General features: G+C 66.4%; 16 protein-coding genes and 1 pseudogene. 12 read left to right on the top strand and 5 right to left on the bottom strand.

Annotated elements, in window-relative coordinates:
• The 6 genes from ACK3BK_RS21890 (at position 1) to ACK3BK_RS21865 (ending at position 6,371) form a co-directional block, all read left to right on the top strand.
• On the top strand, positions 1-822 hold the full coding sequence (locus ACK3BK_RS21890; protein ID WP_186670329.1) for an ABC transporter permease: 822 nt from the start codon (positions 1-3) through the stop codon (positions 820-822).
• Positions 819-2,282 (top strand): 2Fe-2S iron-sulfur cluster-binding protein, encoded by a 1,464-nt coding sequence (locus ACK3BK_RS21885; RefSeq protein WP_186722030.1) that lies wholly within the window; start codon positions 819-821, stop codon positions 2,280-2,282. Before ACK3BK_RS21890 ends, ACK3BK_RS21885 begins: the two co-directional genes overlap by 4 nt.
• Positions 2,279-3,448 (top strand): NAD(P)/FAD-dependent oxidoreductase, encoded by a 1,170-nt coding sequence (locus ACK3BK_RS21880; RefSeq protein WP_411383302.1) that lies wholly within the window; start codon positions 2,279-2,281, stop codon positions 3,446-3,448. Before ACK3BK_RS21885 ends, ACK3BK_RS21880 begins: the two co-directional genes overlap by 4 nt.
• Positions 3,449-3,537: 89 nt before the next feature.
• Positions 3,538-4,329 carry an IclR family transcriptional regulator gene (locus tag ACK3BK_RS21875; protein ID WP_411383301.1) on the top strand — a complete coding sequence of 264 codons (792 nt, stop codon included), beginning with the start codon at positions 3,538-3,540 and terminating at the stop codon, positions 4,327-4,329.
• Positions 4,330-4,513: 184 nt separating this feature from the next.
• Positions 4,514-4,873: a RidA family protein gene (locus ACK3BK_RS21870; RefSeq protein WP_054894294.1), complete on the top strand. Its 360-nt coding sequence runs from the start codon at positions 4,514-4,516 to the stop codon at positions 4,871-4,873.
• 4 nt (positions 4,874-4,877) lie between these two features.
• A complete protein-coding gene (locus tag ACK3BK_RS21865) occupies positions 4,878-6,371 on the top strand; it encodes a CoA-acylating methylmalonate-semialdehyde dehydrogenase (protein WP_411383300.1) in 1,494 nt (497 codons plus the stop codon).
• Between the two features lie 103 nt (positions 6,372-6,474).
• Here ACK3BK_RS21865 and ACK3BK_RS21860 read toward each other — a convergent pair whose 3' ends face one another.
• The 4 genes from ACK3BK_RS21860 to ACK3BK_RS21845 are packed head-to-tail and all read right to left on the bottom strand — an operon-like array spanning position 6,475 to position 16,259.
• Positions 6,475-8,316, bottom strand: a complete 1,842-nt coding sequence (locus ACK3BK_RS21860; RefSeq protein ID WP_411383299.1) for a peptide transporter — start codon at positions 8,314-8,316, stop codon at positions 6,475-6,477.
• Positions 8,317-8,324: 8 nt separating this feature from the next.
• Positions 8,325-12,158: a filamentous hemagglutinin N-terminal domain-containing protein gene (locus ACK3BK_RS21855; protein ID WP_411383298.1), complete on the bottom strand. Its 3,834-nt coding sequence runs from the start codon at positions 12,156-12,158 to the stop codon at positions 8,325-8,327.
• 10 nt (positions 12,159-12,168) lie between these two features.
• Positions 12,169-15,201 carry a porin gene (locus ACK3BK_RS21850; RefSeq protein ID WP_411383297.1) on the bottom strand — a complete coding sequence of 1,011 codons (3,033 nt, stop codon included), beginning with the start codon at positions 15,199-15,201 and terminating at the stop codon, positions 12,169-12,171.
• A 41-nt stretch (positions 15,202-15,242) separates the two neighbouring features.
• The gene (locus ACK3BK_RS21845; RefSeq protein ID WP_411383296.1) at positions 15,243-16,259 is read right to left on the bottom strand and encodes an alpha/beta fold hydrolase; all 1,017 of its coding nucleotides are present in this window, start codon (positions 16,257-16,259) and stop codon (positions 15,243-15,245) included.
• A 287-nt stretch (positions 16,260-16,546) separates the two neighbouring features.
• On the opposite strand from ACK3BK_RS21845, the gene ACK3BK_RS21840 reads away from it, so the two are divergent.
• From ACK3BK_RS21840 to ACK3BK_RS21830, 3 genes are all read left to right on the top strand, one after another.
• A complete protein-coding gene (locus tag ACK3BK_RS21840) occupies positions 16,547-18,139 on the top strand; it encodes an argininosuccinate lyase (protein WP_411383295.1) in 1,593 nt (530 codons plus the stop codon).
• A 1,173-nt stretch (positions 18,140-19,312) separates the two neighbouring features.
• Positions 19,313-19,561: a hypothetical protein gene (locus ACK3BK_RS21835; protein ID WP_186711895.1), complete on the top strand. Its 249-nt coding sequence runs from the start codon at positions 19,313-19,315 to the stop codon at positions 19,559-19,561.
• 13 nt (positions 19,562-19,574) lie between these two features.
• A complete protein-coding gene (locus ACK3BK_RS21830; protein ID WP_411383294.1) occupies positions 19,575-19,814 on the top strand; it encodes a DUF3077 domain-containing protein in 240 nt (79 codons plus the stop codon).
• Positions 19,815-19,963: 149 nt separating this feature from the next.
• Here ACK3BK_RS21830 and ACK3BK_RS21825 read toward each other — a convergent pair whose 3' ends face one another.
• The gene (locus ACK3BK_RS21825; protein ID WP_411383293.1) at positions 19,964-21,178 is read right to left on the bottom strand and encodes a cation:dicarboxylate symporter family transporter; all 1,215 of its coding nucleotides are present in this window, start codon (positions 21,176-21,178) and stop codon (positions 19,964-19,966) included.
• Positions 21,179-21,280: 102 nt separating this feature from the next.
• On the opposite strand from ACK3BK_RS21825, the gene ACK3BK_RS21820 reads away from it, so the two are divergent.
• The 3 genes and pseudogenes from ACK3BK_RS21820 to ACK3BK_RS21810 form a co-directional block, all read left to right on the top strand.
• Positions 21,281-22,228, top strand: coding sequence for a LysR substrate-binding domain-containing protein (locus tag ACK3BK_RS21820; protein WP_063546177.1), 948 nt, complete (start codon positions 21,281-21,283; stop codon positions 22,226-22,228).
• A 208-nt stretch (positions 22,229-22,436) separates the two neighbouring features.
• Positions 22,437-23,960 carry an MFS transporter gene (locus ACK3BK_RS21815; RefSeq protein WP_411383292.1) on the top strand — a complete coding sequence of 508 codons (1,524 nt, stop codon included), beginning with the start codon at positions 22,437-22,439 and terminating at the stop codon, positions 23,958-23,960.
• A 95-nt stretch (positions 23,961-24,055) separates the two neighbouring features.
• Positions 24,056-24,544: pseudogene (locus ACK3BK_RS21810) on the top strand (MCP four helix bundle domain-containing protein); the annotation flags it as partial.
• Positions 24,545-24,648: the final 104 nt, after the last annotated feature.

Genomic DNA, 24,648 nt, shown 5'->3' with positions numbered 1-24,648 from the left:
ATGAACCGACCCCTGAACCACTGGCTGGGCCTGGCCGCCCGCCGCGCCTGGCTGTACCTGCTGGTGCTGGCGATCATGGTGTTCCTGCTGACGCCAACCCTGATCGTGTTGCCGATGTCGCTGTCGGATGCGCGCTACCTGAGCTTTCCGCCCAAGTCGCTGAGCCTGCAGCCGTTCTTCAGCTACTTCGCCTCGATCGAGTGGCAGAGCGCAACGCGCATCTCGCTGATCACCGCGACCCTGACCATGATCCTGGCCACCACCCTGGGCACCGCGGCGGCCTACGCCCTGCACAACAGCCAGCAACGCTACCTGGGCCTGCTGCGCGGGCTGATGATGGCGCCGATGATCGTGCCGTCGATCTTCATCGCCATCGGCCTGTTCTTCGTCTACGCGCGGCTGGACCTGAACAACAGCATCCCGGGCCTGGTGCTGGCGCACACGTTGTTGGCGCTGCCGTACGTGATCATCAACGTCGGTGCCGGGCTCAAGACCTACGACATGACCCAGGAACACGCCGCCTGCATTCTGGGCGCCAGCCGCCTGCGTGCATTCTTCGACGTGACCCTGCCGCAGATCCGCTTCTCGGTGGTGTCTGCGGCCATGCTGGCGTTCGCCGTGTCGCTGGATGAGGCGGTGATCTCGCTGTTCATCAGCGGCGGCGACAGCGCCACGCTGACCAAGCGCATGTTCAGCTCGCTGCGTTCGGAGATCGATCCGCTGATCGCCGTGGTCGCCACTTTGATGACCCTGTTGTCGATCATCATGCTGGCGGTCAGCCTCACTGCGCAGCGACGCGCCCAGCGCCGGAGCGAGTCATGAGCCTGCGCCTGCCGGGCGCCAGTGGCGCGCCGCTGAGTTTCAGCTGGAATGGCCGGCGCCTGCAGGCCCTGGCCGGCGACAGCGTCGCCCAGGCACTGCTGGCCAACGGCATTCGCGGCCTGGCCTGGACGCGCAAGGCGCACCGGCCCATGGGCTTGTCGGGGCTCTACACCACGGGCGTGCTGGCGCGGGTCGATGGTGTACCCAACGTGCGCCTGGACCAGTGCCTGGTGCGCGAGGGCATGCAGGTCAGCCGACAGAACAGTTGGCCGAACCCGCGTTTCGACCTGCTGCGCCTGGCACGGCTGGTGCCGTCCGGCTGGATCAAGGGCGGGTTCGAACAGAGCAACCTGGTGCCCAGCGGCGGTCGACTGTTCCAGCACTGGGAGGCATTGCTGGCGTTCCTGGCCGGTGTGGCCGAGCCCGCCGACCAGGGCTTCGCCGGCCCACCTCCGGTCGGCCAGCGGCTGCGCGCCGAGGTGCTGGTGATCGGCGCCGGGCCTGCTGGCTGCGCAGCGGCCAACCGCGCCGCGCAGGAGGGGCGCGAGGTGCTGCTGGTGTCCCGTGGCGAGTCGCCCGCGCGGTATGCCCGGCAAGCCGGTGCTGCGCTGGCGCCGCTCGATCCGCGGGTGCGCTGCCTGTTCGGCGTTGAGGTGTTCGGTGCCTACCGTGAAGGTCGCCTGCTGCTCGGTGCGCCGATCGATCCCGCACGCGGCGCGGTGGCGCTGGAGGCCGACGAGGTGATCCTGGCCACCGGGCGCAGGGTGGTGCCGACTCTGGTCCCCGGTGCCTGGTTGCCCGGGGTGATGGATGCGCGCACGGCGCTGGCACTGGCTGCCGACCGACGCATTGCGCCGGGCAAATCGGTGGTCGTGCTTGGCGACGGACAGCAGCAGGCCCTGGCCAATCGCCTGCGTCAGCTGGGTGTGCAGGTGGTGGCGGTGGCCGAGGTCGCTGAGCTGCAGCGGGTCATTGGGCACAACCGGGTCAGGGCTGTGCAACTCGAGCGCCTGCAGCCCTGCGATGCGCTGGTGTTGGCCGGCCCCGGGCTGTTCGACGACAGCCTGAGCTTCCAGGCCTCGGCCAGCGGGCGGCTGCAATTGGTCGGCGCGCGTTCTTCGCTGCGCCGCGCAGGCAGTGCCGCCGAACCCGACCCGGCGCTGGCCCCCGCCCAGGACGCAGCCGTGCTGCTGTGTCCGTGCTTCGATGTGTCCGGACGCGAGGTCGATGAACTGCTGGAGCAAGGCATCGACGACCTGGAGGTGATCAAGCGCCTGACCTCCTGCGGCATGGGCCCGTGCCAGGGCCAACCGTGCTGGGACTCGCTGCGAGCCTACGTCGCCGGACGCCTCGGCGTGCCCGTGCTGCAACTGGCGCGGCCGACCCTGCGCCCGCCGCGCCGGGCCCTGACCGTGGCCCAGGCTGCTGGTCTTTGCGACGTCGTGGAGCCACTGCAATGAACCTGAATGCCCCGCTGCCCAAGCGTTGCAGCATCCTTATCGTCGGCGCCGGTATCCAAGGCCTGTCGCTGGCGTTCAACCTGGCCGAGCGCGGTGTGCGCGACATCCTCGTGCTGGATGCCGGCTATTGGCAGGGCGGTGCGTCGGGACGTAACGGCACCCTGATCCGTGGCGCCTTCAGCTCGGTGGAGTGGACGCGCTTCTTTGCCTACTCCAACCAGCTCTGGCATGGCCTGTCGCGGCGCCTGGGCGAGAACGTCATGTACTCGATGCGCGGCTACAGCATGATCGGCGAGCGCACGGCCACCGCCGAACTGCTGCACCGCACCCGCGAAGTGCACCGCGAATGCGGCATCGATTCGCAGTTGCTCGACCCGGCACAGTTGCGCAACGTGCTGCCGGCCCTGGCCCACGAGCGGGTCAGCGCCGCCCTGCACCTGCCGGGCAGCGGCGTGGCGCCGCACCATGCGGCGATGCATGCCTATCACAAGGCCTGCGAGCGCTTGGGCGTGACCCTTCGCTATCGCACGCCGGTCGCTGCCATCGACCGCAGCGCTGGCCGTGTCAGTGGCGTGCGGGTAGGGGAGCAGCGCATCGATGCCGACGTCGTCGTGCTGGCTGGCGGTGCCAACAGCAATGCCCTGGCGCAGATGGCCGGGGTGCCGCTGGAGGGTTACCCGATGCGCCTGGAAGCCATGGCCCTGGAGCCGACCCGCCCGCTGATCGGCCCTGCCGTGGCCCTGCTCGACCGGCTCTGCTACATGCACCAGACCGCCCGCGGCGAAGTGGTGGGCGGCGCCGAGGTGGCCGAGCGCCCGCAGGACACCCTCAATGCCGACGTCCCGGTGATGGCCGCGACCGCCAAGGCCTACATGGAGATGTTCCCGCAACTGGGCCAGGCGCGTATCCTTCGCCAGTGGGCCGGGCTGGTCCACATTTCGCCCGATTTCGGGCCATTGCTGGGGGCGCACCCCGCCTTGCCGGGGCTGTTCGTCAGTGCCGGCTGGTGCTACGGCCATGCCGGGGCGCCGGCGGCCGGCGAGCTGCTGGCCAGGGCCATCGTCGAAGGGACGGTGGACGAACGCATGAAACCCTTCGCTGTCGAGCGCTTCGTACAAGGGCGTCCGGTGGTCGAGCCGGGCATCGTGCTGAGTCATTTCGAATGAACAACCGTGAATGGGAGCATCCTTTCGCGGCGGCCGAGCCGGCCGTCCGGGTTGCCTCCCTCAGAGCTGTCAGAAAAGGATCGAACGCCATGAGCGCCGCTGAAGAATCGCCCCTGTTCGTCACCGCCCTGTCCAAGGGGCTGGCGGTCGTCACTGCGTTTCGCAGTGGCCGGCCGAGCATGAACCTGGTCGAGCTGGCCGAAGCCACGGGCCTGAACAAGAGCACGGTGCAGCGCTCGGTGTACACCCTCGAAACCCTCGGCTACCTGGCCAAGGATGCCGTGACCAAGCGCTATCGCCTGACCCCGCGTTCGCTCGACCTGGGCTCTGGCTACCTGCAGACCAGCGAGCTGGTCGAGCGCGCCAACCCCTACCTGCACGAGCTCAACCGCGACACCGGCGAGAGCTGCAACCTGCTCGAGCCCTGCGGCATGGACATGCTCTACGTGGCACGTTTCCCCAGCCACAAGCAGATCCCGATCCACGTGCCGCTGGGCCGTCACCTGCCGATGTACTGCACCGCCGCGGGCCGTGCCTACCTGGCGGCGCTGCCGGAGCGCGAGAGCGAGGCCATCCTCGATGCCTCGCAACTGATGGCGCACACCTCCAGCACCGTGACCGACCGCGAGCGCCTGCGCGAGATCATCGCCAATGCGCGCAAGGACGGCCATGCCTTCGCCAGCGAACAGTACTACGTCGGTGACATCAGCGTGGCGGCGGCGGTGGTCAATGCCGATGGCTACCCGCTGGGCGCGGTCAACGTCGCCGTGCCGCTGGGGCGCTGGAACCTGGAGGATGCCAGGAAGGACCTGGCGCCGAAGGTGATCAACACCGCGCGCTCCATTGCCAGTGCGGTGCGCAGCCTGCGTCCCTTGACCTGATCGATTCCCCGTAAACCGGGGTCGCTGCGCGCCCCAATCGCGGGACTAGCCCGCTCCCACACGGACAGCTCCCGTCTGTAGGAGCGGGCTTGCCCCGCGATGGGCCTCGCAGCAACTCCACCCATGCCAACGCACCCTCGTATGCGTGACGGCCCCCGTTTGTCCGAAATAACCTGGAGTCCCCATGTCCATCCAACGTTTCCAGCCCAACAACAACCGCCTCAGCCACGCGCTGGTGCACAACGGCATCGTCTATGTCACCGGCCAAGTACCGGCCGACCGTACCCAGGACGTGCGCGGCCAGACCGCCCAGGTGCTGGCGCGCATCGACGAGTTGCTGGCCGAGGCCGGCTCCGACAAGTCGCACATCCTTTTCGCCCAGGTGTGGCTCAAGCACGCCGTGCAGGATTTTGCCGAAATGAACGCCGCCTGGGACGCCTGGGTGCCGAAGGATGCACTGCCGGCCCGTGCCACGGTCGAGGCCAACCTTGCTGCCGAGAACATCCTCGTTGAAATCGCCGTTCAGGCCGCGGTCAAGGAGTAAGGTCATGGCGACGATCAAGCATCTGATCCACGGCGAGCCGGTCGCGAGCGGCGGGCGCACCGCCGAGGTGTTCAACCCGGCCACCGGCCAGGTCATCCATCAACTCGAACTGGCCAACCGCGCCACCGTGCAGGCGGCCATCGACTCGGCCAAGGCCGCGTTCCCGGCGTGGCGCAACACGCCACCGGCCAAGCGCGCGCAGGTGATGTTCCGCTTCAAGCAGCTGCTGGAGCAGAACGAGGCGCGTATTGCACAGATGATCAGCGAAGAGCATGGCAAGACGATCGAGGATGCCGCTGGCGAACTGAAGCGCGGGATCGAGAACGTCGAGTTCGCCTGCGCAGCGCCCGAGATTCTCAAGGGCGAGTACAGCCGCAATGTTGGCCCGAACATCGACGCCTGGTCCGACTTCCAGCCCCTGGGCGTGGTGGCTGGCATCACGCCGTTCAACTTCCCGGCGATGGTGCCGCTGTGGATGTATCCGCTGGCCATCGTCTGCGGTAATGCCTTCATCCTCAAACCGTCGGAGCGTGATCCGAGCTCGACCCTGTACATCGCCCAACTGCTGCATGAGGCTGGCCTTCCCAAGGGCATTCTCAATGTGGTGCATGGCGACAAGGAAGCGGTGGATGCGCTGATCGAGGCGCCGGAAGTCAAGGCCCTGAGCTTCGTTGGTTCGACGCCGATCGCTGAATATATCTATGCAGAAGGCACCAAGCGCGGCAAGCGCGTGCAGGCGTTGGGCGGCGCGAAGAACCACGCGGTGCTGATGCCGGATGCCGAGTTGGACAACGCGGTCAACGCGCTGATGGGCGCCGCCTACGGCTCGTGCGGCGAGCGCTGCATGGCGATCTCGGTGGCAGTGTGCGTGGGTGACCAGGTTGCCGATGCGCTGATCGCCAAGCTGCAGCCGCAGATCAAGGCCCTGAAGATTGGTGCCGGCACCCAGTGTGGGTTGGACATGGGGCCGCTGGTGACGGCGGCTGCGCGTGACAAAGTGCTGGGTTATATCGACGATGGCGTGGCGGCTGGCGCCGAACTGGTGGTCGATGGTCGCGGTTTCTCGGTGGCGGGCAACGAGAACGGCTACTTCGTTGGCGGTACCTTGTTCGACCGGGTGACGCCGCAGATGCGCATCTACCAGGAAGAAATCTTCGGGCCAGTGCTGTGCGTGGTGCGAGTGCAGAGCCTGGAGCAAGCCATGCAACTGATCAACGATCACGAATACGGCAATGGCACCTGCATCTTCACCCGCGACGGCGAAGCTGCGCGGCTGTTCTGCGACGAGATCGAGGTAGGCATGGTGGGTGTGAACGTGCCGCTGCCGGTGCCGGTGAGCTACCACAGCTTTGGTGGCTGGAAGCGCTCGCTGTTTGGCGACTTGCATGCCTATGGGCCGGACGGTGTGCGCTTCTATACCCGGCGCAAGGCGATTACCCAGCGCTGGCCGCAGCGCAAGAGCCACGAGGCGTCGCAGTTCGCGTTCCCTAGCCTTTGAGGGTGATCTGACTGGCGCTTTCGCGGGCAAGCCCGCTCCTACAGGGTTACCCTCTGTGGGAGCGGGCTTGCCCGCGAAAGGGCCCGTCAAGCCACCACAACACTCAGCTACGACACGCCAGCAACGCCAGCAAATGCTCGGCAAAAATCTCCGGCCGCCCTTCGAACAACCGCTGCAACGGCTTCCCACTCCCCAAATGCGCATACAGCGCGCCACGCTGCGCCGGCTCGCTCACCATGCGCACCGCCGCCTCGATGTACTGCTCCACCGTCGCGGCAATGGTCCACGCCGGCAACCCCGCCCGCCTGAACAACCCCTCGTCGATATGCTCGAACACCTCCGGCCCGGTCTTGCACACCCCCGGCAACCCCAAGGTGAACGCGTCGATGATGCCGTTGGTGTTGCCGAACGGAAACGGGCTGAGGAACAGGTCGCAATGGTCGAAGGTGTCCAGGTACTGCGCATAAGGCTGGTGCGGGTGCACCACGGCATCCGGGACATAGCGGCGGATCAGGCGCTGCAGCTGCGGATAGAGCAACCCCTGCGCCTGGCCGATGAGAAAGTGCAGGCGCACGCGGCGGCCATGGCGCTCGCGGCTGCGCTCGACGATCTGCTGGCAGGCCTGGAGAAATTTCGGGTTGAGCTTCATGGTGGTGGCCGCCACGGCAATGGCCACCTCGGGGCTGTCGAGGCGTTCGCGGGCACCGAGCCTGACCTCGATCGCCGAGGGCCGGTACGGCTGGCCGTCGCTGGGCAACAGCAGCAGGCGCTCGCTGAAGCACGCAGGGTCGCCGACGAAGTCCTCCTCGACACTGATGTAGTCCACATGCCGCGAGCCGGTGGTCGCCGGGTGCCCGAGCGCCGCCACCTGCAACGGCGCCAGGCGCAGGTTGGCGACGAACAGGGTAAGCGGGAACATGCCGACACTGGGCATGTACAGCACCTGCGGTCGCATCTCGTTGGCGAGGGCGCGCACCTGGCGCACACAGACGAGCAGGTCGTCCGGGGCCTCGAACTCGATGAAGCGGTCGAACACCTTGCGCCCCAGCTCATCGACATTACTGGCATAGCCGACCGCCCACAGCTCGAAATGCAGGCGGGCTGCCTCCAGGGTGCGCGAGTGGGTGCGGTAGATCGAATGCGCGCCGGAAAACCATTCCAGCACCACCAGCATGCGCGGCTTGCCCTGGCGTGTGCTGGTGGGCGCAGGCAGCGAGACGATGCCTTCGGCGTCCAGCTTGCGCTCGATCAGGCGGCAGATCGAACGCTTGATGCGGTGGCGCTGCGGCAGGTCGGCGTAGCTGCAGTGCATGTACACGTCGTGGATGATCGCCAGCGGCAACTGATCGAGGCTGTCGAGGCTGTCCAGCCGCTCGGGCAGCCAGGCCAGCAGCGCCTCGCGCTTGGAGTGCGCCGCAGGCGTGCCGAGAAAACGCGGCGACAGCAGGGCCATGAACAGCGCCATCGCCAGTTGCGGGTTCTGCGTCCACAGCAGCTCCACATCCAGCGGCAACTGCGACTCCGGTGAGTAGAGGATGCAGAACTTCACCAGTTGCTCCGGCGCCACCTCGAAGCGCTGGCTGTCCTGGCCGTGCAGGTTGAGGGTGCGCAGGATGTGGTCGGCGTTGATGAAAGCGCTGGCGGCGAACAGCGCCGACAGCCAGCGCTGGAAGTTGATCAGCTGGTCGAAGCCACCGGGGCTGATCTGGAACTGCGGGTCGCTGAACAGCGCGCTGATCGCGCAGGTCAGGCGCGTCAGCACGTGGGCTTCGAGCTCGTCCTCCGGCAGGGCCGGCGACACCGACAGCCTGAACTGCCCGGACAGCTTGCCGTAGTGGCGGTCGATGATCAGCAGCAGGCGCACCAGCTCGCGCGCCGCCTCTTCGTGCTGGCGCGTGTAGCAGAGCTGCTCGAAGTGTTCCAGGGCGAATGGGGTCTGGTTCATCACGGGCCTCAGTCTTGCGCGAGCGTGTCGTCGCCGAGCAGGGCCAGGTCCAGGTGGATCTGGTCGAGCTGCGGCTGCAACGGCGTTTGCCGGTAGTCAGGGTAGAGCACCTGGCTCCAGTTGGCGTAAGCCATCTCTTTATGCTGGTAGCCACGCACATCGGCGCTGCTGCGCTCGAGCAGCGTGGCGTTGACCCGCCCGCCCAGGCGCTGCACCACCGCGCCGCCGTTGGCGGTGAGGGTGGTGCTGTCGCTGCCGCGGACGATATAGGCGCCGCTGTTGCTGTCGGCATCGATCAGCAGCACACCGTCGTCGACCTGCAGCAGGTTGCTGCCGCTGGCGAAGTTCAGCGCCGTACCGCTGTCGCTGCGGGCGGTGACGGTCAGGTTGCCCTGGCCCGTGCTGATCAAGCTGTTGGCGCCAGTGCCCGAGCCGTTGAAGGTGATGCCAGTGGCGCCGTTGCTGCCGGTGCCGCTCAGGCTGATATCGCCACCTGCCGACTGGATCATCACACCGTTGGGCCCGGTGCGCAGGAACACGCCGTTGCCGTTGGCGCCGCCGTCGCTGCGCCCGTTCAGGCTGATGGCGCCATCCTGGGTGGCGATGGTGACTGAGCTGCTGGCGCTCGAGGGGTAGAAGTGGATGCCGTTGGCTTGCTGCGAATAGCCCTGCAGGCTGATCGAGCCGCTGCCGGTAGCGCGCAGGTCGGTCTGTCCGGTGAGCATGCTGATGCCATGGGCGGCGACCGCGCTACCGTCGAGGCTGAGGGTGCCGTTCTCGACGCTCAGGCGGTTGATGCCACTGCTGTAGAAGTCGATGGCATCGCCTGCAGCGGTGGCGCGACCGACCAGGCTGATGTTGCCGGAGCCGGTGGTCTGGATGACGTTGGTGACGCTGAGCAGGGCGATGCCGTGGTCCAGTTCGTCGTTGTTGGGCGAGTGGAAGTGGCCGTCGAGCAGGATGTTGCCGCCGTTGGAACTGATACGGTTGGTCGAGGCGGTGCCGCTGCCGCCCAGGGCGATGGCGTCGGAGGTGCCGACCGAGTCGCCACGCAGGGTGATGTTGCCGGTGCCGCTGGTGATGGCCACGCCGCGCGAGCTGCCGGTGGAGTTGAGGAAGAGGCCGTAGCCGCCCCAACTGTTGCTGCTGGTGCCGCTGATCAGTACATCGCCGCTGTCGCTGCCCAGGTCGATGGCGGCGCCACGGCCGGAGGGGGCGATGTCCACGCCGCGCCCCGAGGCGCTGGTGCCTTCCAGCACCAGGTTGCCGCTGGCGCTGTTGACGCGGATGTTCGAGTAGTCGCCGCTGGCATCCAGGTAGAGTGCGCGGAACGAACCGGAGCCGGTGTTGATCACCGCGTTGTCGGCCTTGAGCCGCACATCGCCTGCGCTGCTGGCGATGTTGATGCGTGAGCCCGGTGCGTTGGCGTTGCCGTTGCCCGCCGCGATCAGCGCCAGGGCCGGGGTGTTGCCGCCTGTGGTGTTGCCTTCGACGCTGATGTCGCCGGCACTGGTCAGGTTGATCGAGGCGCTGGCGCCGGTGACATTGAGCGCGGTGCCATAGCTGCCGCCGCTGTCGCCGCCCAGCACGATGCGCCCGCCGTTATCGCCGCGCAGGTTGACCGCCCCGGTGCCGGAGGCTGCCACGTAAAGGCCGCGGTTGCTGGCGCTGCTGCCCTTGACCGTGAGCGTACCGCTGCCCACCGCAAGATTCTGCGTGGAGCCTGCGGCGGTGGAGCAGACCAGCACGCCGAACCCTGAAACGGCATTGCCGCTCAAGGTGACATTGCCCGCGCCGCGCGCGGCGATGTTGTTGCTGGTGCTGAACACCCGCGCGCCGTTGCCGCCGCCGAGGTTGTCGGCGCTGATGGCGATCGAGCCTGCGCCGTCGGTGAGCAGGTTGCTGCCGCCGGTGAGGATGAAGGCATCGCCTGTGCCGCTGGTGCTGGCCTGGCGGGCAATGATGTCGATATTGCCGCCACCAGCATCCAGGGTGCTGCCGGAGATGTTCACCGCCGTGGCGCTGGAGCCTGATGCCAAGGTGCTCGAAGTGGCGCCACGGATGCTGATGTCGCCGCCGTTGGTGGTGATCCGCGTACCGTTGCTGATGGCCACGCCGGTGCCGTTGCTGACGTTGGTGCTGGCGTAGCCGTTGACCGGGTCGGCTGCGCTGCCGAGGGTGAGCTTGCCGCCGTTGGTGTTGATGGTGGCGTTGTTAAGGGCGATGGAGCCGTTGCCGCTGTTGTTGAAGTTCGACAGCATCGAGACGTTCAGCGATTTGCCGTCGGCGTTGCTGATGCTGGTGCCGTTCATGTTGACGTTGCGGTGGGCGATCAGCGTCAGGCTGGCATTGCCCCGGGCCTTGACGTTGTCCAGCACGTTGATGTCACCGGAAGTACCCGCCCCGGAAGAGGTCTGCACGATGATATTGGCGCCTTCGCTGAGCGAAGCGTTGAGCGTCGCCGAGCTGAGGTTGGAACTGCGCCCGGCGTTGGGGGTGAATGGGCTGCTGCTGGAGGTGCCATTGCTGGCACCGCTGGTGATGTTGATGTTGAACGGATCGAGCAGCCAGGTGCCGCCCTGGCCCGACGCTGCGGCCAGGTTGACCAGGCCGGTGACGTCCAGCGCGTTGCCGGAGGTCTCGACCAGGCCACCTTTGCCGGCGCCGGCGCCCGTGGCGCTGATCACCCCTTCGAAGCGGGTGCTGTCACGCGACCAGAGGATCACCTTGCCACCGTCGCCGTCGCCCAGTGCGTTGGCCTCGATGCGCGCATCCTCGCCCATGTACGTTGCCGTGGCCTGGTGCAGCGGGCCGCTGCCCTGATAGTCGCCGCCCAGCAGCACGGTGCCGCCGCCAGTGCTGCCGGAAGCATCGATGCGGCCTTGCTCGAACAGGCCGACGTATTCGCCGGTCAGGGTCACGTTGCCGCCATGCTCGCCTGCACCACGGCCGGAGGCGTCGATCACCCCGCTGTTGGCGACCACACCGTTGTCGCCGCCATCCAGGACGATCCGGCCGTTGCGCTGTTGCAGGCTGCGCGCCTCGATCACGCCTTCGTTGTTGACCACGCTGCCGACCATTGCATCGCTGGTGCGTGCGCTCATCAGCACGGTGCCGCCATCGGCTTGCAGCAGACCGCGGTTGGCGACGCTGGCACCGACCGCCGCTTCATCGACCTGCAGGTTGATCAGGCCGTCGCCGTTGTAGTCCAGCGTGATCTTCTCGCCGCCACCGAGTACCACCGAGCCCATCCGCGCGACCACCGCGCCTTCGTTGCGCACCTCGCCACCGAGCAGGGCAACGCTGCCACCGTCGGCGGCGCGCAGGGTGCCCTGGTTGATCACCGCGCCGCGCTGGCCGTCACCCTGGAAGCGCAGGCGCCCGGCCTTGAAGTCGTCGTCGTTGATATCCAGGGTACTGGCGACCAGGCCGCCGACGTTGACCGACGCACCGTTGCCGAACAGCACGCCGCCGGGGTTGATCAGGTACACCTGGCCGTTGGCGTTGAGCTGGCCGAGGATCTGCGAGGCGTCGCTGGCGGTCACCCGGTTCAGCGCCACCGCCGAGGCGTTGGGCTGGTGGAAGTTGACCTGGGCGTCCTTGCCGATGTTGAAACGCTCCCAGGTGGCGATCAACTGCTGGCTGTTCTGGGTCACGTCCAGCACATTGCCGGCCTGGCTGATGCCGCCGCTGCCGGAGGTGATCTGGCCGTTCGTCGGCAGGGCGCCTGCGTCCAGCGCCATGGCGTGCTGCGGCAATAGGCCGTGCACGGCGCAGAGTACCGCCAGGGCCAGGGGGGTAAGTGTCGGTCGTGGGCGACGACGGGAAAGGATGGCGTGCATGGTCGTCTCCTCAGAACGAATAGTTGAAACCGGTGCCGATGGCGTTGATCGTGGTGCCCACGCCCGGCGAGTAGCCGCTGGCAGCAAAGGCGCCGACCACGGCGAAGTTGTAGTTGGCCAGCGACTCGTTCTTCAGCAGCACGTAGTGGGCGAAGATCTCGCTGTTGCGGCTCAGGCGATAGCCCACGCCCAGGGCGTACTGGCGTGCACCCATGCCACTGGTGTCGCACTGGTAACCGGCGGCCGAGATCATCTTGCAATCGCCGGCCAGGGCGCGGGCGTAGCTGGCACGCAGGCGCCAGGCGCCGAGGCGGTGGCTGACGCCGAGCATGTAGGCGCGGCGCTTGTAGTCGGACAGGTCGCTGACGTTGAGGCTGTTGTTCACCACGCCGTCCTCGGAGTAGTGCAGTTCGTCGGCCACCAGCGACAGCTGGGTGTCGCCGAGCTGGTAGCCCAGGCCCAGGCGGTAGCTGTAGTCGTTGGACGAGGTGCCGTCGGTGACATGGGTGTTGCTGCCGACCCCACGCGAGTTGCGGCCAAGGCTGGCGATGCCGAAGTAGTCGACATGGCGCTCGGCGGCCGCCACGGCGGTGAAGCCACCGTTCTGGTAGGTCAGGCTGCCGCCATAGATGTAGCCGTTGTCGACGTCTTCGGCGGCGCGGGTGCCGTTGTTGGAGTAGGCGAGCTTCAGGGTCAGGCCGTTCCACTCAGGCGACCACCAGGCGACCATGCCGGACTGGCGCCGGTTGAACGCGGCATCGGAGCTTTCGCTGCTGTCGGCGCGGCTGGCCGGGCCGTTGACGTTGCTGGCCATGCTGACGTTGAAGCCGGGCGAACCGATGATGTTGTAGTAGGCGCCGGCAGTCTTGCCGTTGAACGGGTCGAGGCTGGTGGTGCTTTCCTTGAGCGGCATGTCCCAGACCCCGTAGAGCAAGGTGCCGTAGCGGTCGTCGTCGAAGGCCACGGCGGAGTTGCGCAGGCGGGTGTTGGGCGAGATCGACTTGGGCGCGGTTTCGTCGCCCGAGAGGGTGTAGTTGACCGAGATGCCGTACTCGAGCTGCCACAGGAAACGCGAGGTGTCGTTGATCGGGATACCCGCGTGGGCGCCGACGTACGAGACGTTGTCGCGGGCGCGCAGGTAGCTGTTCATGTTGCGCCCGTTGGGCGTGGCCAGCTTGCTCTGGTCGGCGGGGGCGGCGCGGGTCGAGTCGCGGCGGTCGACGTATTCGGGCACCAGGCCCAGCGAGCCATAGAGAGTCAGCTCGGTGTTCTTGTCGCGAAAGTCCTCGCGGGTGCCGAGGTCCTTGGCCAGGCCCGCGAAGGCCTGCGGCGAACCGCTGACCGAGAGCCAGAAACGCTTGGCGTCGCGCTCGTCGCTGGTGGGGTCGTCGCCATTGGAGAAGGCCAGGCTGGCGTTCATCACCAGGTCGCGGTGATAGATGTTCAGGCCCACCCCGTAGCCGTGGCGGCTGAGGCTGTTCTCGCTGTCGTCCCAGGGCTTCTTGTTCACTTTCACCCGCCCCGCATCGGCGAACAGCGCACCTTCGGCGATGGCGCCGTTGATGTTGCCCAGGTATTTGCGCAGCTCGACCCGGCCGAGCAGGCCTTCGTCACCGGCCGCTTCGCCGACCCCATAGGCGCGCACGCCGTTGGGGCCGCCGAGGGTGAATTTCTCCGAGCTGTCGAGGTTCTTGTTGGCCCACTGGCCACTGATGGCGGCATACAGCGAGTAACCGCCGCCGAGCGCCTGCAGGCGGCTGAACGAGAGGGTGCCCTTGTGGTAGGTGCCGGCGGCCTCGGCGGTCAGCGCGTCGAGGGCTGCGTCGAGCGGGGTGTTCTTGTCCAGGTGGCCGATGCCATAGCCCAGGCTCCAGCGGTTGCTGCCGGCCCAGCCGTCACGCCAGTCGCCGTACAGGGTCAGGCCGCGGAACACGGCGCTCTTGCGCACCTCGAAGGCGCCAGCGGCGTCGTCGAAGTAACGGTGTTCCTGGGCCAGGTTCAGGCCGATGTTGGCGTCGCGGCTGCGCAGCAGCGAGGCATCGGCGAACAGCGACGACACCTGGGCGCTGCCGCTGGCGTTGGCGGTCTTCAGGCCTTTGCCGATGCTGTAGTCCATCTCGGCGTAGCTGGCGCCGACGCTGATGCCGCTGGCACCCAGCGGCAAGCGCATGCCCACGCCCTTGATATCCAGGCCCTCGAAGCTGGCCTGGTTGTTGAAATACAGGCTCTCGCCGAAGCCGAAGGCGTCGTTGAGGCTGACGTTGGTGCTCATCCGGTTGCTGCCGGTGTAGTAGTTGCCGTAGTTGTCGAAACTGACCCGGCCGGTCCAGGCAGTCATCTCGCTCAACTTCAGCACGATGTCGGCGGCGCCGGGCTGGCGCGAGGGCTGCAGCACTGCGCGCACGGACACCCCGGCGATATCCGAAAGGCGCAGCAGCACGCGCTCCATGTCCTGCTCGCGGATCACGCTGCCGCTGGGCAGGGCGTCGACGAAACGCTGCTGCATGCCGGCATTCAGGCGCACGCCCGGGCCCGGCTCGGTGCGCACCGAGCCGACCTTGCCTTCGCGCACGTCGAGGCTGACCACGCCGCCTTCGATTTCCTGCGCCGGCAGGTAGGCGCGGGCCACCAGGTAGCCGCGGCTGCGGTACAGCGCGGTGATGCGGTCGGCGGCGGCGCGCAGGCCGGCGAGGTCGAGCTCCCGGCCGAGGTCGTTCTGCAATTCCTGTTGCAAGCGCGATTCGCTGATCTCGCGGTTGCCGGTGAGCTTGAAGGCCGTGACCTTGAAGCTGAACGACGGGCCGTCAGGTGTGGTGCCCTGGGCCTGGCGCTGGTCGTCCTCGGCCTCGATGCGCACGCTGCCCTGGGGCTGCTGGCTGCGCTGCGCCGGGCGCAGGCTGTCGCGGTTGGTGTCGAACAGGGAGCCGGCGCTGGGCAGGGTTTCGCCCTGGGCCTGGCCGGCGAGCACGGCAGCGGTGAGAAACGTCAGGGCGCGCGGGTGCAACGCCCGGCGCACGGAGGCGGCGAGATAAGTCCGGGTCATGGCAGATTCTTTTGTTGTTTTTGTAGGAAGTGCGAACGGCGTCAGCGGGTCGGGAACAGGGTCCTGGCAACGCTTTTCGCGGCGAACAGGCGGGCGGCGTTATGGCCGACCTTGCTCACCTGGAATCGCAGGTGGTCGATAGGGGTGTGCCACTTCTGCGCGAGGAAGGCTTCGTAGCGCAGGTAGTTGAGCTGGCGCTCGACGCGGGTATCGCCCTGCATGGCAGCGCCACAGGCGCGGTCCATGACCCGGTCGTCAGGCTTGTTGTCGAGCTCGCCGACCATGTAGGTCAGGTTGCGTGCGGCATAGCGCTGGAACACCTGGGTAGCGTTCAGGCCCTGGCGGGTGAAGTACGCCGGGGCCCGCTCCAGGCCATAGCGGTACTGGTTGTAGCTGGGGCACATGACCGTGAGTACGGGCTTGAAGGCACCGTCCTGCAGGCGGTTGTCGTCTAGGTAGAGGTAGGACGAGGGGCTCGACACCACGTAGCGCACCTGGATGCCACTGGCGCGCAGACGTTGGTCGCCGTCGCCGAGCAGGGTGTAGCGCTGCATCAACTGGCCACCGGCTGAGTGGCCGATGAGCACGATTTCCTTCAGTGCAGGGAAATGCTGGCGGTTGCCGAGGTAGGCGAGCAGATCGTCGAGCACGGTGAATCCGGCGATACCGGCGCGCCCGCTCTGCGACTCGGTGCCGTGCATCCACTTGTCCTTGGGCCACAGCGGCATGTCATCGCCGGCACGGCGGTCGCTGGGGGTGAGGAAGTTGGGGGCCAGCAGCAGGGTGTCGCGGGCACTGAAACCTGCGTTTTCCAGCAGCTTTTCGCCGCTGTCGTAATAGTCGTCGGCATTGCGGCGTACACCATGCAGCAGCACCACGGCGCGCTGTACGGGCAGGCTGGCAGTGTTCAGGTCGTTGTTGGCGAAGGCGACGAAGTTGTAGGGTGCCGTGTCGCCCAGGCGCAAGGTCTGGGGGGCGGCGACGGCCTGGACGGCCAGCGGGCTGGCGGCCAGAAGCAGCAGGGAGCGGGTGAGTGTGCGCAGAACGTGATGCCGCATGTAACCACCTCGTAAGAGTGCGGTGCCGGTCGTATCCCGTGGCAGTGTATGGGGATCGGCCGGTTTGATTGGAGTTATGGCGCCGATCCTAGCAGTGGTTTTTGCCGAGATAAAATATCTTGAATCGAGTGTCTTGATATTTTGAAAGTATCAAGTTGTCGTTGCCGACCTCCATACTAGAGAGATATTGGTTGGATATTTTTAATATATTTTTAATCTTCAAGCACCGCCGCTAGCATCCCGCCATGTTCGCCCCTCCTGAGCGACACATTCGCGGATCCGAAACCATGACAACAAGAAAGACCCCGCTCTACCTGGCCATCGCCTACGCCTTGTTCGCCGCTGCCACGGCCCAAGCCGCCAACACCGCCGACCTGCCGTGCAAGACCACCGCCGAATGCGCCGAACAGGCGCGCAAGATCGGCGCCAGCGTGGACAAGTCCGCGCTCAAGGGCGGCCAGCAGGAAAGCCAGTTCGACTGGCTCAACCGCATCAACAAGGCGTCCATCGTCATGCTCACCGAGCAGGGCATCGTGCCTGCCGACCAGGGCAAGGTGATCGCCGGCGGCGTGCGCTATGCCATCGACCAGGCCAAGCAGCCCGACGGCAAGCGCCCCAGCGATGTGTTGCAGCTCGAGCAGGTGATGATCGACAAGATTGGCCCGCAGGCTTCGCTGATCCACTCCGGGCGCAGCCGCCAGGACATGTACGCCACCTATCGCCTGGCCTCGCTGCGCGCCGAAGTGCTGGACTACAGCGACGCCCTGAACGCCACCCGCCAGCGCCTGCTCAAGCTGGCCTCGGTCAACGTCGACACCCTGGTACCGGCCTACACCAACGGCGTACAGGCGATGCCGATCAGCTACGCCCACTACCTGCTGGCCTACGAGGCGTCGTTCCAGCGCGATGCCCAGCGCATCCACGACCTCTATGCACGCCTGAACCTGAGCCCGATGGGCACCGCGGTGCTGGCCAACTCCGGCTACCCGCTCAACCGCGAGCGCCTGGCCACGCTCTTGGGCTTCGATGGCGTGCGCGAGAACTCGCTGGATGCCAGCCAGGTCTCGACCTACGACATTCCGCTGGAGGCTGCCAGCATCGCGTCGTCGTCGGCCATTCGTGTGGGCGCGATCATTGGCGACATCCACACCCAGTACCACCAGACCCGCCCGTGGCTGCTGCTCGACGAGGGCTCGACCTACACCAGCAGCGCCATGCCGCAGAAGCGTAACCCGGGCCTGCTGATGCGCACCCGCGAGTCGGCCTCCGATGTGGTCGGGCTGGCCAACGCCACCACTGTGCGGGCACATAACGTCACCACCGGCATGACCGACTACAAAGCCGCGTTCGACGACCTGGGGCTGTTCAAGTCGGCCAACGAGATGTTCGAGCGCATGGACCTGGTGCTCGATGCCTTGCAGATCAACGCTGCCCGCGCCGAAGAAGAGCTGGACGCCGACTGGACCACGTCGATGGAGCTGGCCGACACTCTGGAGCGTCAGCACCACGTGCCGTTCCGCATCGGCCACAGCTTCGCCTCGCTGATCGTCGAAAAGGCCCGCGCCGAAGGTACGCTGCCCAAGGACTTCGCCTACGCCGATGCCCAGGCGCTCTACACCCAGGCCGCGAAGAAGTACAAATGGCAGGATGACCAGTTGCCGCTGAGCGAGGCTGCGTTCCGTGCCAGCCTGTCGCCACGGGCGATGGTCGAGAGCCGCCAGGGCACTGGCGGGCCGCAGCCGAACGAAGTACGGCGCATGCTGATGGAAGCGGGCAAGCGCCTGGCGGCGGACCAGGACTGGATGAAGCTGCACCGGCAGAAGCTGGTGGATGCCGATGCGGCGTTGGACAAGGCCTTCGACAAGCTCGCCGGGCAGTAACAACGACGCAATGTGTGGCAACTGCTTGCTCAAAACGCTAAGGCCTGCCCAATCCCTGTAGGAGCGGGCTTGCCCGCGAACACGGGCGTAGCCCGTGCCAGGCAGCGCGGTGCATGGCACCGGCTGTGCCGGTGTTCGCGGCGGTTCAAGGTTGCTTGGGAATTATCCTGCGCGTCACACAGCTGTTTCTCTGTTGTTGAGGATAAGCGTCGGGGCTAACTTCCCTGGGTCGCCCATATGGGGGCCGGGTGTGAGAGCTATGCCTTTTGCGTAGAGGCTGGCAGGTGCCTGCCGAAAGCTTTTCAGCGCCTATGAGATCGAGCGCCGCCCGCGCGGCGCTTCGCGGGCAAGTCGGAGCGCCGAACCGCCGCCCCTACAGTTTGTTTCGGGCCAATTAATCCTGTGGCATTTTCGCGCGACCCCTTTGGCGCACGGCGCGTTACCGAGTCGTACACACCAGGCGGTCGCGCGCCTATGTCACAGGTATAACTGGCCCGAAACAAACTGTAGGAGCGGGCTTGCCCGCGAAGCGCCGCGCGGGCGGCGCTCGATCTCGTAGGCGCTGAAAAGCTTCAGGCAAGCACCTGTCAGCCCTCACGCAAATCACATGCGAACACCTTGAAAGAGAAGGGTGTGAGAACCCGCTATCTAGTTGCAGTTCAACGCTGTTATGGCAGCTGTGCGTGGGCAGGCTTGCGCCTGGCCGGCTGATTGATCTCTATGGACCGGTCTCTCACCCCACGTAACAGCTGCCACCCATCTGGCAGCGGACTTGCCCGCGAAAAGTACACCACGGTGTATGGCACCGGCTGTGCCGGTATTCGGGGCGGTTCGACGCCCCGCCGAGCGACCTCAGAAAATTCCGAATATCGCTGGCACCCCTTCAGCTCAAGGTTGCTTGGGAATTATCCTACGCGTCACGCAGCCGTTTCTCTGTTGTTGGAGATAAGCATCGGGACTAACTTCCCCGGGTCGCCCATATGGCGACCGGGTGTGAGAGCCCGGCATCCAATACTGAGTAACGCTGTTATGGCAGCTGTGCGTGGGCAGGCTTTATGCCTGGCCGGCTTTTGCTCTGTGTTGGTCCGGTCTCTCACCCCACCACAGCTGCCACCCTATCCTGTGAGAGGGATGGAGTAGTCGGCTTTCGACAACTCAACACAGGGCAATACCATGAAAAAAATCGTCCCCGACCCACCCCGCCTCAAGCTCATCAATACTCCCTACTTCTCCATCCACGCCGACCTGATTCCCCCGGATGCCCTGGCTCACGCCAGCGAACTTTTGCGCGGTGTCAGCGAGACCCTCGACGAGCACTGTCGCTCCATGGCCGGTACTCCCGGTCTGAACATGCTTGCCAACGCCGCGCATGCCGCCGAAACCGCGCGTGCCTTGATCGAACACGCCCTCAAACGGATGTGATGGAGGTTTGCCCATGAATGAAAACACCACGCCAGGCATCGCCACTGCCCTCGGGATGTTCCGCGTACAACCCGGTATTCCCGTGGACCAGGCATTCGACGAAGTATCGTTGCTGCTCGGTTGCGTGCGCGACCTGAGCCAGGGCAGTGACGAGGAAATCGCCCCTGCCGCCCTGACGGCATTGAGGTATCTCAGCGCAATGGCCAAGGCCTTGCTGAACGACCTTGAGGTGGCCAGAAACCAGCAGGTCTGATTGCAAAACCAGCAGGCTATTCGGAGCGCCGCACCGCTGTGAGCACCGGCAAGGCCGGTGTCATTCACCGCGGTGCATGGCACCGGCTGTGCCGGTGATCGCGGGACAAGCCCGCTCCCACAGGTACCGCGCGGTTCCTACAGGTGCCCCTAACCCAACACCTCGCGCAACCGCCCGCGATCCACCTTCCCGTGCCACCAGGCAATCGCCAGGCACGCCACGCAATTGCCCACCACATTGGTCACCGACCGGCATTTCATCAGCCGCTCCACGCCAATCAGCAAGCCGATGCTCTCCAGCGGCACGATGTCCAGCACGCTCAAGGTCGCCGCCAGGGTGACGAAGGCCGAGCCAGCCACGCTGGTCGAGCCGAGCGAGGTGAACAGGCTGACCAGCACGATGGTCGCCAGCAGCGAGGGCGTCAGGTCGATATGCCCAAGCTGTGCGAGAAACAGCACCGCAACCATCAGGTACAGGCTCGAGCCGTTGAGGTTGAAGCTGTAGCCGGCAGTGAGGGTCAGGCGCAGGGTCTGGCTGTCGCAACCGGCCGCTTCGAGCTTTTCCACCAGACGCGGCAGGGCGGCCACCGACGAGCCGGTCGAGATCACCAGCAACAGTTCTTCCTTGATGTAGCCCACCAGCCGCGCCAGGCGACAGCCGAGCAGACGCATCACCAGCAGCGGCACCAGCAGCAGGTAGGCCAGGCACGCGGCGTAGGCGGCAATGACGAACTTGGCCAGGGGAATGGCGGCGTCCAGGCCGTACTTGCCGATGATGAAGGCGATGGCACCAAAGGCCGCCAGCGGCGCGAAGCTGACGATCAGGCGCATGATGCGGAACATCCAGGCCATGGTCCGGTCGAGCTGGCGGGCCAGGCGTCGGCCGGTTTCGCCGCTGCGCCCTAGCAGCAGGCCGCACACCAGTGCGGCCAGCAGCACCTTGAGGATGGGGCTTTCTTCCAGCGAGTCGAGCAGCAAGGTGGGCAGGCGCGAGAGCATCGGGCCGTCACCGGCCAGCAGCGGCACCGACCACACGTGGCTGGAGCTTTCCAGGCCGGCGCCGGGGCGCAGCAGCAGGGCGACCACCAGGCCGATCAGCAAGGATAGCAACGACATCAGTTGCCAGTAGGCCATGGCCTTGAGGCCCAGGCGCGCCGTCGAGCGGTAGTCGCTCAGGGCGGCGGTGCTGGAGCAGACCAGGATGAACATCACCACCGGGGCGCAGAGGCCGATGATGGAGATGAACAGGTCGCTGAGCGGCTTCATCTGCACCGCCAGGTCCGGCTGCCAGACACCCAGCAGCGCACCGGCCAGCAGGGCGAGCAGGAGCAAGGCAAGATCGGAGCGGGGACGGTTGCGGATCATCGGCGGTTTTGTTGTTTTTTTGATTTTGCCGATTCTAGCGTGAATGGTGCGAGGACTGCGCATGCGCCACAATGCCCCTCGCCACCCGCCCCCGGAGCCTGCATGGAACTTCGTCACCTTCGTTACTTCGTCATGGTCGCCCAGGAAAAGCACTTCACCCGTGCCGCCGCGCGGCTGAACATGCAGCAGCCGCCGCTCAGCCAGCAGATCCGCGCACTGGAGCAGGAGCTGGGCTTCGACCTGTTCATCCGCCATGCCAAGGGTGTCGACCTGACTGCTGGCGGCGAGGTCTTCCTTCAAGAGGCGCTGGACATCCTGCAACGGGTCGAGAACGGTGCGCAGAAGGCCGCGCGCACGGCCAAGGGCATCGAAGGCAATCTCAAGGTCGGCTTCACCAGCTCGGCAGCGTCCCATCCACTGATCCCCCGCATCATCCGGCGTTACCGAGATCTCTACCCGGACGTCGATATCGCCCTGCACGAAGGCAACGCCCGCGAGCTGACCGACGAGGTGAGCGACGACAGCGTCGATATCGGCATCCTTCGCGCGCCGGTCGATCGCCCACGGGGCATCGCCTATCACCGGTTGCTCAACGAAGAGCTGGTGCTGACCCTGCCGGTCGGTCATCGCCTGCTCGACAGCGGTGCGGCCATTGCCCTCAAGGACCTGGCCGACGAGCCGTTCATCCTGGTGCGCCGTCCGGGGGCGCCGGGGATGTACGCCAATTTGCTGCAGGCCTGTCGTAATGCGGGATTCGAGCCGAAGGTGGCGTTCGAGGTCGAGCGCATGCTGACCAACGTCAGCCTGGTGGCCGCCGGTGCCGGGGTGTCGGTGGTGCCGACTTCGATGCGCGGCTTTCACGAACACAGCGTGGCCTACCGGCCAATCCGCGACGCCCGGCCGCGGCTGGCGGCGCCCATTACCCTGCTGTGCCGGCAGGACAATCCGTCGCCGCAGGCGGTGAATTTCGTGGCGTTGGCGCGGGAGCTGGGCAGCGAGTTGCGCCGTGAACGACGGGAGGCCGGTGGTGCTGCGTTAGCTACAGGCTAATGACAAAGCGGCGCCCGGCTAACAAGGCCTGGGCGCTGGGAGGGTAGGGTGGTGGCAACACTGCAAGGCCTGTGGCGAAGTGATTTTGGCCGACAGGCTTGTGGTGGCTGTTCCGGCCTCATCGCGGGACAAGTCGCAGCGGCGGTTCGCCGCTGCGACTTGTCCCGCGATGAGGCCCTGAAGATCACCCCCCTTCGGGAGCCTCACCATGTCATCCGCCCGCTTCACCCTGTTCACCGCCTCGGCGGTGTGCGCGCTGATCATCCTCGACACCAATATCGTCGCAGTCAGCCTGCCCAGCATCGCCCGCGACCTGTCCGGTTCGTTCGCCGACATCGAATGGGTGGTCAGCGCCTACCTGCTGGCCTTCGCCGCCGCCCTGCTACCGGCCGGCAGCCTGGCCGACCGCTTTGGCCGGCGGCGCATGCTGCAACTGGGCCTGGGGGTGTTCGGCCTGGCCTCGTTGGCCTGCGGCGCCGCGCCGACACTGATGTTTCTCGACCTCGCCCGGGCCGCCAAGGGCCTTGGTGCGGCGCTGTTGCTCACCGCCGCGCTGGCGGCCATCGGTCACCGTTTCCACGAGCCCGAAGAGCGCCTGCGCGCCTGGGCGTTCTGGGGCGCGTGCATGGGCGCGACCATCACCTTCGCACCGCTGCTTGGCGGCCTGATCGCCAGCACCCTGGGCTGGCGCTGGATCTTCTACATCAACCTGCCGCTGGTGGTGGTGCTGGCGGTGATGGTCCGGCGCAGCGTCGAGGAATCGCGCGACAGCGCCGCTGCCCGCCTGGATCCGTTCGGCAGCCTGACCTTCGCAGGTGCGCTGGGCTACCTGATCTGGGCGCTGATCGATGCCAACCGCGTCGGCTGGGACAGCGCGCCCACCCTCGGTCGCCTGGTGATCGCGGCGTTCCTGTTCTTCCTCTTCGTGCTGGTCGAACGCAACCAGTCGCGGCCGATGATCGACCTGCAACTGATGCGCAGCGGGCGCTTCATCGGCGCTCTGCTCGGCATGTTCGCCTATGCCGCCTGCGCCCAGGTGATGATGACCTTGCTGCCGCTGTACCTGCAGAACGGCCTGCAGCTCCCGGCGCTGGCTGCAGGCGCAGGCATGCTGCCGTTCGCCCTGGCGATGCTGCTGACACCCCGCCTGGGCATGCGCCTGTCGGCGCGGCTCGGCTCGGCGCGGATCTTCGCCCTCGGCCTGTTGCTGGTGGGGGTGGGCAACCTGCTGTGCGCCTTGGCCGCCGCCCAGGGCGGTTATGCCGCCTTCGCCCTGGCCAGCCTGGTGCTTGGTGCCGGGGCTGGGCTGCTCAATGGCGATACGCAGAAGAACATCATGGCCTGCGTACCGCGCGAGCGCACCGGCATGGCCTCGGGGTTGAGCACCACCACACGCTTCGGCGCGATCGTGCTGGCCATCGGTGTGCTGGGCGGGATCCTGGCCAGCCGCAGCGGGCAGTTGCTGCGTGAGGCGGTGGCGGGGGTGGCGCCGGGGCAACTGGACAAGGTCGGCGACATGGCGACCCGGGTCGCGGCGGGCGATCTGTCGGCGGCGCTGGCGGTGGTCGATCCGGGCCTGCGCGACACCCTGGCGCCGCTGGCGCGCCAAGCCTTCGTCGGCGGTTTCGAAGCGGTGCTGACCAGTGCGGGCGTGGCGGCGCTGGTGTTCGCCGTGGTGGTCGGGCTTCTGCTGAACCGACCACTCCCCGTGCCAGTCACGCAGCCGGCCTGATGATTTAATTTCATGGTCGCTATCAATCAACGCGATTAGAAGGCTTCACATTCTCTGGGTATAAAGCATGCAAAAAATGATGGCAAAAAGCTTTTATGCACTCGGGGGAGGACATCATGTTCAGAGGAATCAGCATCACCATGAGGTTGGCGCTGGGGTTTGCATTGGTCGTTGGGTTGATGCTGGTCATCACCGCCATCGGCGTGCACCGGGTGGGCGGGATCGACGCGCTGCTCACCGAGGTCAGCGGCAACACCACGGTCAAGCAGCGCCATGCGATCAACCTGCGCGGCAGCGTGCATGACCGCGCCATCGCCATCCGCGATGCCGTGCTGACCCACGATGACGGCCAGCTTTCGGGCTTCCTCCAGGACATCAAGCGCCTGGACGACTTCTACCAGACCTCAGCAGTGCCGCTGGCCAAGATGCTCGGCGAGCCCCAGGCCGGCGCCGACGAGCAACGCCTGCAGCAGCAGATCCAGGGCATCGAGCGTACCGCCCAGGCCGCCACCGCACAGCTGCTGGAACTGCGCCACAAGGGTGACTTCGATCAGGCCCAGGCGCTGTTGCTGGCCCAGGTCGCGCCGGCATACAAGGAATGGCTGCGCAGCATCAACGCCTTCATCGACCTGCAGGAAAAGGATGTGGTGCGCGACATCGGCATCGTGCGTGACAGCGCTTCGGGCTT

It is taken from the genome of Pseudomonas sp. L7 (assembly GCF_046605565.1).
Classification (GTDB): domain Bacteria; phylum Pseudomonadota; class Gammaproteobacteria; order Pseudomonadales; family Pseudomonadaceae; genus Aquipseudomonas; species Aquipseudomonas wayambapalatensis.
This window is presented reverse-complemented; position numbering and strand designations above follow the sequence as displayed.